The sequence below is a fragment of the Marinobacter metalliresistant genome (assembly GCF_038098645.1).
Taxonomy (GTDB): domain Bacteria; phylum Pseudomonadota; class Gammaproteobacteria; order Pseudomonadales; family Oleiphilaceae; genus Marinobacter; species Marinobacter metalliresistant.
Map to the genome: position 1 here is coordinate 4093639 of NZ_CP101118.1, position 15916 is coordinate 4109554.

The 15916-nt window shown below is 57.8% G+C and carries 16 protein-coding genes; 13 read left to right on the top strand and 3 right to left on the bottom strand.

Annotation, left to right across the window (positions count from 1 at the left end):
* Window positions 1-14: 14 nt before the first annotated feature.
* Window positions 15-884 carry an SUMF1/EgtB/PvdO family nonheme iron enzyme gene (locus tag NLK58_RS19150; RefSeq protein ID WP_162893774.1) on the bottom strand — a complete coding sequence of 290 codons (870 nt, stop codon included), beginning with the start codon at window positions 882-884 and terminating at the stop codon, window positions 15-17.
* A gap of 264 nt (window positions 885-1148) precedes the next feature.
* Between NLK58_RS19150 and NLK58_RS19155 the strand changes: the two genes are divergently transcribed.
* From NLK58_RS19155 to NLK58_RS19205, 11 genes are all read left to right on the top strand, one after another.
* A complete protein-coding gene (locus NLK58_RS19155; protein WP_341581488.1) occupies window positions 1149-2252 on the top strand; it encodes an AI-2E family transporter in 1104 nt (367 codons plus the stop codon).
* Window positions 2253-2353: 101 nt separating this feature from the next.
* Complete coding sequence (locus tag NLK58_RS19160; RefSeq protein WP_341581489.1) at window positions 2354-3496, top strand: zinc-binding dehydrogenase; 1143 nt, start codon at window positions 2354-2356, stop codon at window positions 3494-3496.
* Window positions 3496-4557 (top strand): proline racemase family protein, encoded by a 1062-nt coding sequence (locus NLK58_RS19165; protein WP_341581490.1) that lies wholly within the window; start codon window positions 3496-3498, stop codon window positions 4555-4557. The genes NLK58_RS19160 and NLK58_RS19165 overlap by 1 nt, the downstream gene beginning before the upstream one ends.
* A 159-nt stretch (window positions 4558-4716) precedes the next feature.
* Window positions 4717-6366 (top strand): AMP-binding protein, encoded by a 1650-nt coding sequence (locus NLK58_RS19170; RefSeq protein ID WP_341581491.1) that lies wholly within the window; start codon window positions 4717-4719, stop codon window positions 6364-6366.
* The gene (locus NLK58_RS19175) at window positions 6363-6779 is read left to right on the top strand and encodes a PaaI family thioesterase (RefSeq protein WP_341581492.1); all 417 of its coding nucleotides are present in this window, start codon (window positions 6363-6365) and stop codon (window positions 6777-6779) included. The genes NLK58_RS19170 and NLK58_RS19175 overlap by 4 nt, the downstream gene beginning before the upstream one ends.
* A gap of 4 nt (window positions 6780-6783) precedes the next feature.
* Window positions 6784-7587 (top strand): alpha/beta hydrolase, encoded by an 804-nt coding sequence (locus NLK58_RS19180; RefSeq protein ID WP_341581493.1) that lies wholly within the window; start codon window positions 6784-6786, stop codon window positions 7585-7587.
* Between the two features lie 78 nt (window positions 7588-7665).
* Window positions 7666-8451 carry an ABC transporter ATP-binding protein gene (locus tag NLK58_RS19185; RefSeq protein WP_117619900.1) on the top strand — a complete coding sequence of 262 codons (786 nt, stop codon included), beginning with the start codon at window positions 7666-7668 and terminating at the stop codon, window positions 8449-8451.
* Window positions 8448-9170 carry an ABC transporter ATP-binding protein gene (locus NLK58_RS19190; RefSeq protein WP_117619901.1) on the top strand — a complete coding sequence of 241 codons (723 nt, stop codon included), beginning with the start codon at window positions 8448-8450 and terminating at the stop codon, window positions 9168-9170. The genes NLK58_RS19185 and NLK58_RS19190 overlap by 4 nt, the downstream gene beginning before the upstream one ends.
* A gap of 78 nt (window positions 9171-9248) precedes the next feature.
* Window positions 9249-10463: an ABC transporter substrate-binding protein gene (locus NLK58_RS19195; RefSeq protein WP_117619902.1), complete on the top strand. Its 1215-nt coding sequence runs from the start codon at window positions 9249-9251 to the stop codon at window positions 10461-10463.
* A 109-nt stretch (window positions 10464-10572) separates the two neighbouring features.
* Entirely contained in the window at window positions 10573-11460 is an 888-nt protein-coding gene (locus NLK58_RS19200; protein WP_117619903.1) for a branched-chain amino acid ABC transporter permease, read from the top strand.
* Between the two features lie 2 nt (window positions 11461-11462).
* Window positions 11463-12458, top strand: a complete 996-nt coding sequence (locus tag NLK58_RS19205) for a branched-chain amino acid ABC transporter permease (RefSeq protein ID WP_117619904.1) — start codon at window positions 11463-11465, stop codon at window positions 12456-12458.
* 7 nt (window positions 12459-12465) lie between these two features.
* Here NLK58_RS19205 and NLK58_RS19210 read toward each other — a convergent pair whose 3' ends face one another.
* Together NLK58_RS19210 and NLK58_RS19215 are read right to left on the bottom strand one after the other, a co-directional pair.
* Window positions 12466-13272, bottom strand: coding sequence for a class III extradiol ring-cleavage dioxygenase (locus NLK58_RS19210; protein WP_341581494.1), 807 nt, complete (start codon window positions 13270-13272; stop codon window positions 12466-12468).
* A gap of 26 nt (window positions 13273-13298) precedes the next feature.
* Window positions 13299-13739 carry a DoxX family protein gene (locus tag NLK58_RS19215; protein ID WP_341581495.1) on the bottom strand — a complete coding sequence of 147 codons (441 nt, stop codon included), beginning with the start codon at window positions 13737-13739 and terminating at the stop codon, window positions 13299-13301.
* A gap of 103 nt (window positions 13740-13842) precedes the next feature.
* On the opposite strand from NLK58_RS19215, the gene NLK58_RS19220 reads away from it, so the two are divergent.
* Together NLK58_RS19220 and NLK58_RS19225 are read left to right on the top strand one after the other, a co-directional pair.
* Window positions 13843-14733, top strand: coding sequence for a LysR family transcriptional regulator (locus tag NLK58_RS19220; protein ID WP_341581496.1), 891 nt, complete (start codon window positions 13843-13845; stop codon window positions 14731-14733).
* Between the two features lie 114 nt (window positions 14734-14847).
* Entirely contained in the window at window positions 14848-15870 is a 1023-nt protein-coding gene (locus NLK58_RS19225) for a hypothetical protein (protein WP_341581497.1), read from the top strand.
* Window positions 15871-15916: the final 46 nt, after the last annotated feature.

Genomic DNA, 15916 nt, shown 5'->3' on the forward strand with positions numbered 1-15916 from the left:
TGCTGCATGATGGTCTATTTTAAGCCTGAATCTGTAGAGCAACGGAACCCCCGGATCTCTGAAGCGAGCGTCTGCGAGCCTTTTCGTCGGGATATTGTTGTGTTTGCAAGGAAGTTCTCATAATTACCACCTCGTAACACCCGATAGGGCAAGCCTTCGAAAATATCCTTCTGTCCCTCTGCGGGCCCTTTAGGGTTGTTAACGGGAGAGTGCTCGTAGAAGTCCTCTGAGTAGTTGTCGCTAACCCACTCTCCAACGTTCCCCGACATGTCATATAACCCCAGCGCATTCGGTGGAAACGTGCCGGGCGGGTTTGGCATTGCGACTTCATAGGGTGGTGGGGCGTACCGGCTATGCTCAACCTTGGCAGCCATGGTGACATCTTCAATAGCCTCTCCGTTCTCGGTTGCGTAACGAAGCATTTGCCCCCGAGAACGTGCAGCAAACTCCCACTCTGCCTCTGTGGGAAGCCGGACTTTTGTGCCAGCGTGTTCGCCCAGCCATTGGCAAAAGGCTTTCGCATCTACCCAGGATGCGACAGCTGGGAATTCATCGTCAAAGCGCTCGGACATTTTATCCCTCATGTCCTCATAGCGATCATCGGAGGGCTCATACCCCGTCACCTCTATAAACAGCTCAAAATCTCCCTGGGTAACCTCATACTTCTGAATATAGAAATCATCCAGAACCACCCTGTGAGGCGGCCAGCTATCACTGCTCCCATCCCATCCACCTGGATTCCCCATCATAAACTCCCCACCTTCCACAAAAACCATGGCATCCATCTGTCGCTGGACCATGTCTTTTGCCTGGGATTCGAAATAGAGGCTGCAACCGGAAAGGGCTGATGTAAGAACGAGGGAAGAAAAAACGAGGTAACGCATGCTTGCTCCGTGCACTGGGATTAACACTCCATGTGTTGGTGCCATACTAACAATTCGCTCTGATTAACAGAATTACCATAGCGATAGTTTGTGCCTGGCGAGGGACCAGAGTCTCACTTTGTGCACCTGAATCATGCTTTGAGGTGAACCTCCCGTAACCCTCTCCCGGATGCGCCCGCGCAGTGGTGAAGGTAGACTGAACGCTTTGAACGCTGGCCTGGCTTTTCCCGGGCCGGATTTTTCTCAAGGTCTGCAGGGTTCATCATGGACGACCATTCCACAAACAACGACTCGGCGGGCGAAAGCAGGCGCCCGCTGATTTCATCGGATCTTGCCACGCCGATCTACGGGCTGTTCGGCCTGGGTACTCTGTACACCCTGTACCTGGCCCATGAGATTGTGATGCCCATCATTCTCGCGTTAATGACGAGCCTGTTGTTATCGCCACTGGTGAAGAAGGCCTACGTGAATTGGCGGATTCCGCGGGTGGTCAGCTCGCTGGTTCTGGTCTTGCTGGTACTGGCCGGGATTGTCGGTATTGCCGTTGCTGTCGCCACTCCGGCGCTGAAGTGGATGGAAGAGGTGCCGCAGGGTATCTCCAGGCTGCTGGTAGGCCAGAGTGAGATAAGTCGCCAGATTGCCAGGGTGACGGAATCAGCGAAGCAGGTTGAGAAATCCGTGGAGGAGCTTTCCGAGATAGAACAACAACAGCCAACGACGGTTGTTCTGCAAACGGACTCCTGGCGTAGCCAGTTGATGGCCAAAGCCCGGAACGGCATCGCGGGCCTCGCGCTGGCACTGGCACTGACCTATTTCCTTCTGGTCAGCGGTAACCGCCTGACCAGAAACTTTGTTCGTCAGCTCCCCATTGATCAGCGCAAAACGGTTTTGCGGATCACTCATGATTCGCAGCATCAGATTGCCCGCTACCTGGGCGTTCTGGGATTGAGCAATCTGGCCGTTGGCTCTATCACTGGCCTTATATCCTGGGGCGCCGGCTTGCCGGATCCGGCGGTCTGGGGGCTGGTGGCAGGGCTGGCCCGGTTTGTTCCCTATCTGGGCAATATTCTCTCGATTTCGATGCTGACAATCGTATCAGCCGTCAGCCTGGATGAACTCTGGATGATGGCGATCGCGCCCCTGGGTTTCCTGGGGCTGACAACCCTTGTGGGTCTGTTTATCGAGCCCTGGATCCATGGCTTCCGCATGGCCATCAATCCGGTGATTATCTTCGTCTCGATCTTCTTCTGGGGCTGGCTATGGGGGCCAGTGGGCGTGCTTCTGGCGGTGCCATTGATGACGGTTATCCAGGTGGTCCTCAAGCAGATTCCCAAGCTGCGCCCGGTCTACAAGGTTATTGCGCGATAGCGGGAATAATGGATACCCGCAACACGCACTGACACACCCCGGAAACTCACCTATCCTCTCTGGACACCCGAAATTCAGCAGACAGGGAGGATCGCCCGCCCATGATCCCGACTACCATGAAAGCCATGGTTCTTACCGGTCACGGTGATATCGACAAACTCGAGTATCAGGATGTGCCCGTTCCCACCCCCGGGCCCGGCCAGGTGCTTGTTCAGGTGACGGCAACGGCTAAGAACAATACCGACCGGAAGGCGCGGGAAGGGCTGTATCCCACCAAAAAGGGTGAAATGACCTCGTTCCGGATGGGCGGCAAACCCACGCTGGTTTTTCCACGGATACAGGGTGCGGATATTGCCGGGCGTATTGTGGCCGTTGGCGAAGGTGTTGATGAGGCCCGGGTCGGCGAACGGGGTCTGCTGGACTTCAACATCTACGCCAATGACCGGCGGGACATCAATCTCACGCCCGATTACTACGGCCACGGCGCCGATGGCGGATACGCGGAATACGCCGCACTGCCAGCGGACCAGTTTCACCACATTCCCAACCCCGAACTGGCGGATGCCGAAGTCGCGTCCATGGGTATGTGTTCCTATCAGACCGCCATGCACATGCTCACGTCGGCCAACATCAAAGGTGGCGAACGGGTACTGGTAACCGGCGCCAGTGGTGGTGTGGGCACCGCACTGATCCAGCTGTGCCGGATTATGGGAGCAATTCCGTACGCCCTGAGCAAGCAGGACAAGGCCGGACCGTTGCTGGAACTGGGTGCCGAGGCGGTGCTGGATCGCTCCGATATGGACACCTTCGTGGAGCGTCTGAAAGCGGAAACCGGTGGCAAGCCCATCGATGCGGTGATGGATCTGGTCGGCGGTGAGATGACCGATGTGTTCATCGATACCATGATTTTCGACATGAATGCCCGCAGCACCTACCCGCGCCTGAGCATTGCCGGCGCCAGCGGCGGCAATATCAGCGAAATCCTGTGGACCCGTATCTACCTCTATCAGGTGCAGATTTTCGGTGTGTCCCATGGCACCCGGGAGGAAGCGGAACAGCTGGTGGCCTGGATTCGCAACGGCCACCTGAAACCGGTTTTGCACGGCGCTTTCCGGCTCTCTGATCTGCATCGGGCAGAGCAGTACTTCGTGAACCGGGGTAGCAATTATCTCGGCAAGATCGTGATTGTTCCCGACTCACAGTGGGAAGAACACGGCAAACGCTGGTCACTGGGGAGCGCCTGATGAAGCCGGAACTGACTATTGAGCTGATGGATACTCATGCCGGCGGTGATGTCAGCCGCATCGTGACTGGTGGTATTGATCTGTTGCCCGGCGATACTGTACGGGCGCAGATGGAATACCTGCGCGATGATGCCGATGGTCTGCGCCGGCTGCTGCTGGAAGAGCCCTATGGCGTGCCGGAAATGTCAGTGGATTTGCTGGTACCGCCGACGGACCCGAGGGCGGCGGCCGGCTACATCATCATGGAGGTGATGGGCTACCCGATCTACTCCGGCTCAAACACCATTTGCACCGCCACCGCCGTGCTCGAATCGGGCATTGTGCCGAAACAGGAAGGGAAACAGAATTTCGCCCTGGAGTCGCCCGCCGGTCTGGTTCAGATCGAGGCGACCGTGCATGACGGCGTGGTGGAAGCCATCACCTGTGAAGGCCTGCCCAGTTATATCCATACCTACCAGGCCACCATTGATGTGCCTTCGCTGGGCGGGATTACCTACAGCGTGGCCTACAGTGGCGGGTTCTACGCACTGGTCGATGCCGCCAGCCTGGGTTTTGATCTGACCCTGGACGAGGAGCGCAAGCTGGCGGAAACCGCCCACGCCATCGTCGAGGCCATTCAGGCCGAGCGTGGCTTTTCCCATTACACCCTTGGCGATGTCGGCCCGCTGCCGTTCCTGCACTTCATGGGGCCTGTGGAGCATGTAGCTGAAGCTTATTACCGATCCCGTTCCGCCACCTACGTGCATCCGGGCGTGATATGCCGGAGTACGACCGGCACCGGCACCTCGGCGCGGCTGGCGCTGATGAATTACGAAGGCAGCATAAAGCCGGGCGACAAGCTGGAAACCATATCCCTGAGGGAGACCGGTTTTATCGGCGAATTTACCTCGGTTGAGGAAGAGGGCGAATACCAGGTGATCAAGAACAGCATCACTGGCAAGGGCTATGTCATTGCCCGCTCAGACATCGTTGTGAACTGCGATGACCCTATGGTGGAGTGTGGGGCCCTGCACCATATTCTTTCCAGCCGCCACTCCGGAAATATCACCCCGAAATCCTGACCTCCTTACCGGGCGCGGCCTGCCGGCTGCGCCGGTTTATCTCCTCATAAAGCGCCCCGATTTTCTTCCTACTTGGTCTAAAGTTTACCTTTACGTAAAGTGAAGCCTGTGCTAAACCTTGACCCGTGCTTTCGATGCTAAAAACAACAGGAGTTGAGAATGAGCCTTCCGGAATACACTGACGTTTACAACAACTTCGATCCTGCTGCTCTGGAAGCGGACATCCTGGATGGACGTCTGGATAGCGGGCTCAATGTATGCCACGAAATCTGCGACAAGTGGGCGGACGACCCCAGCCGGGTCGCCCTTTACTACGAAAAAGAGGGTGGCGGTGACGGTGTTCTGACCTTTGCCGAGCTGAAAGAAGCGTCTGCACGGTTTGCCAATTACCTGGCATCCCGGGGCGTTGGCAAGGGTGACCGGGTGGCTGCACTCCTGCCGCGTACGCCGGAACTGCTGATCGTCATCGCGGGCACCCTGCGCGTCGGTGCTGTCTATCAACCCCTGTTCACGGCCTTTGGCTCGGGGGCTATTGAATACCGTTTCGAACGGGCCAGTACCAAGTTGGTGGTGACCAATCCGGAAAACTACCCCAAACTGAATGAGGTGAAGGTGTGTCCGCCGGTACTCGCTGTGAACGCCGGTGAGATTGACGCTGAAGTCCCCGATTTCGAGGAAACCCTGGCGGCGCAGTCCAGTGAGTTTGAGCCGGTCATGGTCAGAGGCGATGAGCCGTTCCTGCAGATGTTTACGTCTGGGACCGTGGGCAAGTCCAAGGGCGTTGCCGTCCCGGCCAAAGCGCTGCTGGCGTTCTATGTCTATATGAAGTACGCCATCGATCTGCGTGACGACGACAGGTTCTGGAATGTGGCCGATCCCGGCTGGGCTTACGGCCTTTATTACGCCGTGGTGGGCCCCCTGTTGATGGGGCATGCGACCCATTTCAACCCGGGGGGCTTCACGCCGGAATCCACCTACGACATGATCCGGAAGTACAAGATCACCAACCTGGCCGCGGCGCCTACGGCCTATCGTCTGCTCAAGGCTAACGATCATGTGCTGCCGGAAGCTGAGAACCTGGGGCTGCGAATCGCCAGCAGTGCCGGCGAGCCCCTCAATCCGGAAGTGGTGAACTGGATCCGCAATCGTCACTTCTGCCCGGTCAAGGACCACTACGGCCAGACCGAAACCGGTATGACCTGCTGTAACTTCCATGGCCTTGAGCATCCCGTTCGCGAGGGTTCCATGGGCTATGCCTCCCCGGGTCATAAAGTCGTCGCCCTGAACGAAAAGAACGAGGAAGTGGGCGCCGGCGAGGTTGGTCAACTGGCCGTGGACGTGAAAGCCTCGCCCCTGTTCCACTTTGACGGTTACACCTGGGGTGAAAAAGACCCGTTCGTGGAAGGCTACTACCTCACCGGTGACATGGTGGTCTGCCATGGCGATGGGTGCTTCTCCTTCAGCGGTCGGGACGACGACATCATCACCACCGCCGGCTACCGCGTCGGCCCCGCGGATGTGGAGAGCACGTTGCTGGAACATGCCGCCGTGGCGGAGTCCGGCGTAGTCGGGAAGCCGGATGAAAAGCGCGGTTCCATCATTAAGGCCTATGTGGTGATCAAGAGTGATCAGGAGCCAGCGGATGAGCAGGCCCTGAAAGACGAACTTCAGGAGTTGGTGCGCCGCCGGTTGTCCACCCACGCCTTCCCCCGGGAAATCGAGTTCGTTGATGAGCTGCCGAAGACGCCGAGCGGCAAGATTCAGCGGTTCGTCCTTCGTAATAAAGCCCAGGAAGAAGCCGGCGCATGATCATCACGTTTGAAGAGTTGCAGGCCTTCCTTGATGAGCAGTTTCCGCAGGGGGCCGCTTTCGGCACCCTGCAAAAGCTCGGGGACGGTTGGGCGGAAATGAAGCTGGAAGTGGATGAGGAGCATCTCAGGCCGGGGGGGACCGTCTCCGGGCCGGCCATGATGGGGCTGGCGGACGTCACCCTTTACGCGGCGCTGTTGAGCAGAATTGGCCTGGTGCCGCTGGCGGTTACCACCAACCTGAATATCAACTTCCTGCGCAAACCTGTGGCACACCAGCCGATCTGGGCCAGGGCGACGATGCTGAAGGTCGGCCGTACCATGGGGGTGGGTGAAGTGTTTGTCTACTCCGAAGGCGCAGAGGAGCCGGTGGCCCACTCCACCCTGACCTATTCGATCCCTCCGAACCGGTAGCGCCATGCAGATAAGAGACATGATGGTGCCGGTGGGCGAGGGCGTTGAGCTGGAAGTCAGGCGGATTCAGCACCAGCAACAAAAAGGGCCGGTTCTGGTTTTCCTGCACGAATCCCTCGGCAGTATCGCCCTGTGGCGCAAGTTTCCGGAGAAGCTTGCGAGGGCGACAGGGTGGGATGCGCTGATCTACAACCGGCAGGGTTACGGGCAGTCAACCCGGGAAGTGCTGCCGCGCCCCTATGACTACCTCGAAGTCGCCGGCCATCGCTGGCTACCCCGGTTGCTGGACAGGCTTGAAATTCCGGAAGCCGTGCTGGTGGGGCATAGTGATGGTGGCTCGATTTCCCTGGTAGCCGCCGGCGCTTTGGGCAGGCGCGTAAAGGCGCTTGTCACCATGGCGGCGCACACCTACGCCGACCACCTGACGCTCGCGGGTTTAGAGGAAATGGCCAGTCGTTACCGGGAAACCGATATTCGTGAGCGGCTGGAGCGGTATCACGGCCATCGGACCGATGATCTGTTTAACGCCTGGCAGACTGTCTGGCGTGATGAGGGGTTCCATGCGGCGATGGATTTTGGTCACTGGCTGGCGGCTATCGAATGCCCGGCTATGATCATTCAGGGAGAGTGTGACGAATACGGCGTGCCCGAACAGGTGACTGACATCGTGGCTGGCATCGGTTCCAGCGCCAGGGAGGTTTTTCTGGAAGGTGCCGGTCACTCGCCCCATCTCGAGCAGCAGGACCAGTTGGTGACCCTCATATGCGACTTTTTGCGTAGCGAGGTTGAACTGAAAAATCAGAATTAAGTGTTGACGTTTACGTATACGTCAATCTAATCTGTGATATAGATGACATGTACAACAATAACAAAGGTAAATTGGCTCATGAGTGAACAGTACGTGCTGGAGACCCGTAACCTTGTCAAGGAATTCAAGGGCTTTGTTGCGGTCGACGACGTGAATCTGAAGATTCAGAAAGGCCATATTCACGCCCTGATTGGCCCCAACGGCGCCGGCAAGACCACGGTCTTCAATCTGCTCACCAAGTTCCTGATTCCGACCCGGGGTCAGATCCTGTTCAAGGGGCAGGACATCACAGCCATGAAATCGGCTGCCATTGCCCGTAAGGGGATCGTCCGCTCATTCCAGATTTCCGCGGTGTTTCCTCACATGACGGCACTGGAGAATATCCGGGTTGCCCTGCAAACCGCGGAAAACAACTCCTACAGCTTCTGGAAGTCCGGCGCTTCACTGAACAAACTGAACCAGCGCTGCATGGAATTGCTCGATTCCGTCGGGCTTGTGGAGTTCGCCAACACCACAACGGTGGAACTGGCCTATGGCCGCAAGCGGGCGCTGGAGCTGGCCACCACCTTGGCCATGGAGCCCGAATTGCTGCTTCTTGACGAGCCTACCCAGGGCATGGGCGGCGAAGACGTAGACAGTGTGGTTGAACTGGTTCGCAAGGCAGCCAGGGGCCGCACGGTGCTGATGGTGGAACACAATCTCGGGGTGGTCAGCAAACTGTGCGACCGCATCACGGTGCTGGCCCAGGGGGCCGTCCTTACCGAGGGAGAGTACAGCGAAGTGTCTGCCGATCCCCGAGTGCGTGAAGTCTACATGGGCACCGCGAACGATAAAGCCTCGGCGGAGCGGGAGACATCAGAATGAGCAACCGTGCCGACAAAGAATACGAACAGCTGCGGGTTTCCGGTCTGCACGCTTTTTACGGTGAGTCGCATATCCTGCACGGCATCGATCTTGTGGTTCACCGCGGCGAGCTGGTCACCCTGCTCGGGCGCAACGGCGCCGGCCGCAGCACAACGCTCAAGGCCATCATGAACATGGTTGGCCGCCGCACCGGCTCCATCATGATCAACGGCGAAGAGACCATGTCTTGTGCGCCGCACCATATTGCAAGGTTGGGTGTCGGGTATTGCCCCGAACACCGGGGCATTTTTTCCGCACTCAACGTCCAGGAGAACCTGACCCTGCCGCCGGTAGTGCGCAGCGGCGGCATGGGCCTGGAAGAAATTTACAGCATGTTTCCCAACCTCTATGAGCGCCGCTTCAGCCAGGGCACGAAACTGTCTGGCGGTGAACAGCAAATGCTGGCCATGGCCCGCATCCTTCGGACCGGCGCCAATATGCTGCTGCTCGACGAAATCACCGAGGGGCTGGCACCGGTCATTGTTGAAAAGCTTGGCGAAGTGCTGATCAAGCTCAAGAACAAAGGCCTGACCATTGTGCTGGTGGAGCAGAATTTCCATTTCGCCGCGCCGCTGGCTGATCGCCACTACGTTGTGGAGCATGGCCAGATCGTGGAAGAGGTAAGCGCCGGCGAGCTTGAAGCCAAGCAGTCGCTGCTGAACGACTATTTGGGTGTGTAACACCGGATAGAAGAGAGCAACAACCAAAAAAAGCAACAACCCGAACAACCAACGCACGACAGTCGCGGAGATACAACAATGACAATGATGAAAAAGCTTCTGACATCAGCCGTTGCAACCGCCATGATGGTGGGTGGCGCCCAGGCGGCCATTTCTGACAACACCGTTAAAATCGGCTACCTGGCGGACATGTCCGGTACCTACCGGGATCTCGCTGGCCCCAACGGCATGAAGGCCCTGGAAATGGCCGTCGCCGATTTCGGCGGAAAAGTGAGCGGCGCCACTATCGAAGTTGTGAGCGCAGATGACCGCAACAGCGCGGATGTGGCCTCCAGCACAGTCCGCCGCTGGGTCGAAAATGACAAAGTCGATCTGGTCGCCGGCCTTGTGGCTTCCTCAGTCTCCATCGCGGTAAGCGATATCCTTGAAGAGAATGACAAGCTGGGTATCATTTCCGGCTCTGCGGCCTCCAGCATCACCAACGAGCATTGCACGCCAAACCATATCCACTATGTGTACGACACTTATCCGCTGGCTAATGGCACTGCCAGTGCAGTGGTAAAAGAAGGCGGTAAAACCTGGTACATCCTGACCGCGGATTACGCGTTTGGTCATGCCCTTGAAGCGGACGTAACCCGCGTTGTTGAGGCCAACGGTGGCGAAGTCATCGGTACCCTGCGGCATCCGTTCCCTACGCCTGATTTCTCCTCTTTCATCCTTCAGGCACAGGCTTCGGGTGCGGATGTCGTGGCGTTGGCCAATGCGGGTGCGGATACCACCAATGCCATCAACACCGCCAGTGAGTTTGGTGTAACCCAGTCAGGACAGACCCTTGCCGCTCTGCTGCTGTTCCTGACAGATGTGCACGCACTGGGCGTGGATGCAGCCCAGGGCATTCAGCTGACCACGGGCTGGTACTGGGATATGAACGATGAGACCCGCGCCTGGTCCGATCGTTTCGAGAAAGAAACCGGAGTACGTCCGACCATGGTTCACGCCGGTATCTACTCCAGCACCATGCAGTACCTGAAAGCCGTTGAAGCCACCGGTTCCGACGATGCCCAGACTGTACGCCAGAAAATGATGGATACACCGATCAACGACATGTTTGCCAAGAACGGCAAGATTCGTGTCGATGGCCGTATGGTGCACGACATGTACCTGGCAGAAGTCAAAACACCGGCTGAGTCCAAAGGGGAGTGGGATCTGTACAAGATTCTCCGCACTATCCCGGCTGACGAAGCCTATCGCCCGCTCTCCGAGAGCAAGTGCCCGCTGGTAACCAGCAAATAAAGAGAAGAGCGTAATCTTCGGGGTTCCCTCGCCTTCCGGTGGGGCAGCCCCGGGAACTCGCAACGATGGTTCCCGGTATCACGTTTGCGCTGCTTTTGGAGTGAGCAACATGTCCATGATTTTCGGTGTCCCCCTTGCCGTGCTGGCTGGTCAGCTTCTGATCGGGGTCATTAATGGCGCGTTTTATGCGCTCTTGAGCCTCGGCTTGGCAGTTATCTTTGGCCTGCTCAAGATAATTAACTTTGCCCATGGGGCAATGTACATGCTGGGCGCCATGTCCACCGTCATCCTCTTTGACGCTCTCGGCGTCAATTACTGGGTTGCGCTTTTCGTCGCGCCACTTCTGGTCGGAGCGGTCGGCGTACTGATCGAATATTTCCTGCTCCGGAGGATCGCCGGCCAGGACCATATCTACAGCCTTTTGCTCACCTTTGGCGTGGCTTTGCTGTTACAGGGTGTGCTTACGAACATCTACGGGGTATCCGGGCTCCGGTATTCCATGCCTGATATATTCCAGGGCGGAATGAAACTCGGATTCATGTTCCTTCCTTATTACCGGCTCTGGGTTATCGTGATCGCGTTGCTGGTCTGCTTTGGCACCTGGTTCATGATCGAAAAAACCAAGCTTGGTGCCTATCTGCGTGCCGGAACGGAAGACTCTCAATTGATGCAGGGGTTCGGCATCAACGTGCCCTTACTGATCAGCCTTACCTACGGCTTTGGCGTTATGCTCGCGGCGTTTGCGGGTGTCCTGGCTGCGCCAATCTATTCCGTTACGCCGGTGATGGGGTCTCACATCCTGATAACCGTCTTTGCCGTGGTGGTTATCGGTGGCATGGGCTCCATCGGTGGCGCGATTATCACCGGTATTCTCATGGGGGTGATTGAAGGCCTTACCAAAACCTTTTATCCGCCTGCTTCATCCGCGGTGATCTTCCTGGTCATGGTGATCGTTCTGATGTTCCGCCCCAGTGGCTTGTTTGGTAAGGAGGCGTAACCATGACTCAGCCTGTCAATCAGACCGAGATCCAAAAAGCCATTCTGGAACAGCAAAGCGCGGACAACCGGAAAAAAATGGTACTGAACGGTGTCCTGCTGCTGCTTTTGCTCGCAGCACCGTTCGCCATGTATCCGGTGTTCCTGATGAAGATCCTGTGTTTTGCCCTGTTTGCGGTGGCATTTAACCTGCTGTTCGGTTTTACCGGCCTGCTGTCCTTCGGCCACGCGGCTTTTCTTGCGACAGGCGGTTATACAACCGGCTATCTGCTGAGCAACGTTTCCGGCCTGACCACTGAAATGGGCATTATTGCAGGCACCGCTGCTGCCACATTGCTGGGGTTGGCGTTCGCACTGCTGTCCATCCGACGGCAGGGCATCTACTTTGCGATGGTTACCCTGGCGCTGTCGCAGTTGGTGTTCTTCTTCCTCGTCCAGTCGGAATTCACCGGCGGTGAAGACGGGATGCATGGTATTCCCAGGGGCAATCTGTTTGGTTTCGTCGACCTCTCGGACAACTACAACATGTATTATTTCGTGTTGGCGGTTTTCCTCGGTTGTTATCTCCTGGTCCAGCGGATTGTAAGCAGCCCTTACGGCCAGGTGTTAAAGGCGATCAAGCAGAATGAACCCCGGGCCATATCATTGGGCTACAACGTGAATCGCTACAAGGTGCTTGCCTTTGTCATCTCGGCGGCCCTGGCAGGACTTGCCGGTTCCCTGAAGTCAGTGGTTTTCCAACTGGCCTCCCTGAACGATGCGCACTGGCATATGTCGGGCGAAGTCATCCTGATGACCCTCGTGGGGGGCATGGGCACCCTGCTTGGGCCTGTTGTCGGCGCAACTTTTGTGGTTAATATCGAGTACCAGCTCTCCCAGGGTCCGCTTCGGGATTGGGTAGATCCGATTCTCGGTGGCATCTTCGTGCTCACGGTACTGGCGTTCCGCAGCGGTATCGTTGGTGAGATCCAGAAGTTTGTCAGGAAGAATCTGGGGTAAGCGAGCCTCAGTTCGGGAACCCAGAGAGGCCACCGATCCAGGTGGCCTCTCTGTTAAACACGAAGGCGTCCATGGCCAGAACGCCATGTTCGATACCGCCATCAATCAGGCCGCCCGAACTTCCGATGCCAGCTGCACCGGCCGCCACCAGCAGAGGCAGGAAATGCTCTTCTGTGGGGTGGGCACGCCGGGCGTGGGGAGCCAGTTTCAAGGTTCCAATCAGCTGTTGGTGATTGCCCTCCTGGACGTTTAGCCGCACCCAGTCCGTAAATTCCCGGGCGTAGTCTGACGCCTTCCTATCCCCCCAGCGAACTTCGTGCAGGTTATGGGTCAGACTGCCGGATCCGACAATCAGTGCCCCATCATGCTCCAGGGGCCGCAGTGCCTCGCCCAGCTGCCACGCCGACTCGGAATCAAGATCCATTGGCATGGAAACCTGAAAGACGGGGACTGAAGCCTCCGGGAACAGGTGCATCAGGGGGACCCAGGCACCGTGATCCAGCCCCCGGCTGGCGTCAGCCACAGGTTTCCAGCCGGCCGCCTCCAGAAGCGCCAGGGCTTTGCCAGCCAAAGCCGGATGGCCTGGTACCGGATATTCCATCCGGTACAGCTCAGGCGGGAATCCGCTGAAATCGTGAATGGTTGCCGGTTTTTCCGAGAAGCCCACCCGGATTCCGGTGGTCATCCAGTGCGGTGAAACGACCAGCACGGCTTCGGGTTTTGGCAGGCGTCTACCCAGGTCGGTCAGTGCCGGGCCAGCCAGGCCCGGCTCCAATGCGAAGGTGGGTGCGCCGTGGGAGACAAACAGGCTCATGGTTGATTCTTCCTTGCTGAGCGTGGTTATTGGGCCGCGATAAGGCGGTCAACAGATGCCCGTCCGGCACCACTGAAAAACAGTGACACGGATACTGCCAGCAATGCCAGACCAAACTCGTAACCATTGTTGCTCATGAACAGCCCGTTGCCGATATGAACGCTGAAAATGGCAATCAGCATGGCGAAAGCCAGTACCGCGCTGGCGGGGCGAACCAGAAGGCCGATGATCAGTGCCAGACCGCCAAGGAATTCCGCACCACCGGCCAACAGGGCCATCAGGTAGCCCGGGCTCAGGCCGATGGAATCCATCCACTGCCCGGTACCTTCCAGGCCATAGCCGCCGAACCAGCCAAACAGTTTCTGGGCGCCGTGGGCGGCGAAAATAATCCCGACCGGAATGCGCAGGGCAAGAGCACCCCAGCCGGCCTGGGTAGACAGCAACGTGTTCAGGAATGCGTTGTTCATGGTGAATCTCCTTGGGTGTGTTTGAACATGTTGTCACTTTACAAATATCAAATAACGGGATAAACCTGCTTTATATAAATTAACTGTTCCGGAAAATGAAACAATGGATCGATTGCTGGAGATGCAGACCTTCTGTGCGGTGGTGGAGGCGGGCAGCTTCGTTGCCGCTTCGGATGCCCTGGGCATGTCCAGGGCGGCGGTGTCCCGCTATCTCGGTGAGCTGGAATCCCGGCTTGGAATAAGACTGTTGCACCGGACGACCCGGAGGCTGTCACTGACGGGAGAGGGTGAAGTTTTCTATGTTCGCTGCCGGGAGCTGCTCGCGGGCGTGGAGGAAGCCGAGGCGGAAATTACGTCCCGGAGCGATGTCGCCCGGGGTTTGTTAAGGATTAACGCACCGGTCAGTTTCGGGATCAGCCATCTGGCACCTTTGTGGGGCGAGTTTCACGCCCGTTATCCGGATGTGGCGCTCTCTATCGATCTGTCTGACCGGCTGGTGGACATTGTCGAAGAAGGCTTTGATCTGGCCATCCGTATTGCAACACTGCAAAGCTCCACGCTGGTCAGCCGACGGATAACGTCAACCCGCCTGATCGCCTGTGCCTCCCCCCATTATGTGTCGGCCCAGGGCTCGCCCGAAGCGCCTGCGGATCTCGCCAGCCACCGGATCATCGGCTACAGCAACTTCACGACCGGCAACGACTGGCCGTTCGAAGGACCGGAGGGGGCGACCAGTGTGCGGGTCCGGCCGTGGATGCAGGCCAATAATGGCGAGACATGCTGCGCAGCTGCGGTGGCTGGGCAGGGCGTGGTGCTTCAACCGGGCTTTCTCGTACAGAAGGACCTTGAAGCCGGGCGACTGGTGGAGCTGATGCCAGAATATCGTTCCACCGAGCTCGGCGTGTACGCCGTTTACCCCACCCGCAAGTTCGTGACGCCCAAAGTCCGTGCGCTGGTTGATTACCTCGTATCGGCGTTTCCGGAGGCTCTGTGAGCTGATGCCTATGTTCCCAATTGTTTCCAATAAGGGCCGGAAGATCTCTGTTTAAAATTGTAAGCAGCCACCGGCACAGTCGCCGTCAGCCTTCGTGGAGCCGGTGGTCTAAGCATGGAAACCGTCAACCTGACTCCGTTGACGCACCTGGCCGTAACCCTGGCGGAACGCAGTGCCAACGGGCTTTCACCGAATGCGCTTTCTAGTGCCTACACAACGGTGGAAGCCTGGTTTGGTCTCCCGGCCGGCGCCCTCCGTCTCACCCCGCCGGATGTGACCCAGCTTGACGAAATGACCGGTGTTACCGCTGACGCCCTCCAGGTAGCTATCGCTAATGCCGCCTTCCTGGGTTTGGTAAACGACAATGCCCAGTGGAACTCGATTTCTGATGTACTGAACAATCTCACTTCTCAGGTCAGTGCCACGGGCCAGATCAGTGTGATGGGGGATGGCGCCAATGTAGCGCTCGCTGACCTTGTTTCTGCCGCAGCATTGCAGGCCTCTGAGCTCCAGGCAACCGTGGATTCAAGCGTCATCAGCCAGAAACTGGTGGTGGTTGAGTACCGCAACGTACAGCGTTTCAAAACCATTGCCGAAGTCTATGACGGCAGCGATACCAGTGTTGCTGACAGTGATGACACGACCACCGACACAACAAACGACAGTTCTGCAAGCACGGACCAGACGGCTGCAGACGGCGGGGATACGACGGCTGATACCAGTACGGAAACCACAACGGATAACACTGAAGAGCAGGTTGCCGGCACAACCGAACCGGATACCACTGTAGACGGCAGCACCGGTGATTCGGTTGCCGATACCGGAGCCAGCGAGCCGCCGGCCACGGAAACGACGCCGGAAGAAACCATTCCGGCCAACGCAGCCCTGCTGAGCTGGACGGCACCGCTGACCCGCGAAAACGGTGACAGCCTGGCCATGGGTGAAATTGCCGGCTTTGAAGTTGTCTACGGTACCAGCGCCGAAAGCCTGGACCAGAGCCTTGCGATCGGTGATGCTTCCACCGATGAGCTGCTGGTGGACGAACTCACCGAAGGCACCTGGTACTTCGCCATCCGCACCCTGGACACTGATGGCAACCGCAGCCGGCTGTCCGAGGTTGTTTACAAGCAGATCTGATCCGGCATGAAATGCTGCGGTGTCCCGCTGGGGTCGCCGCAGCCAG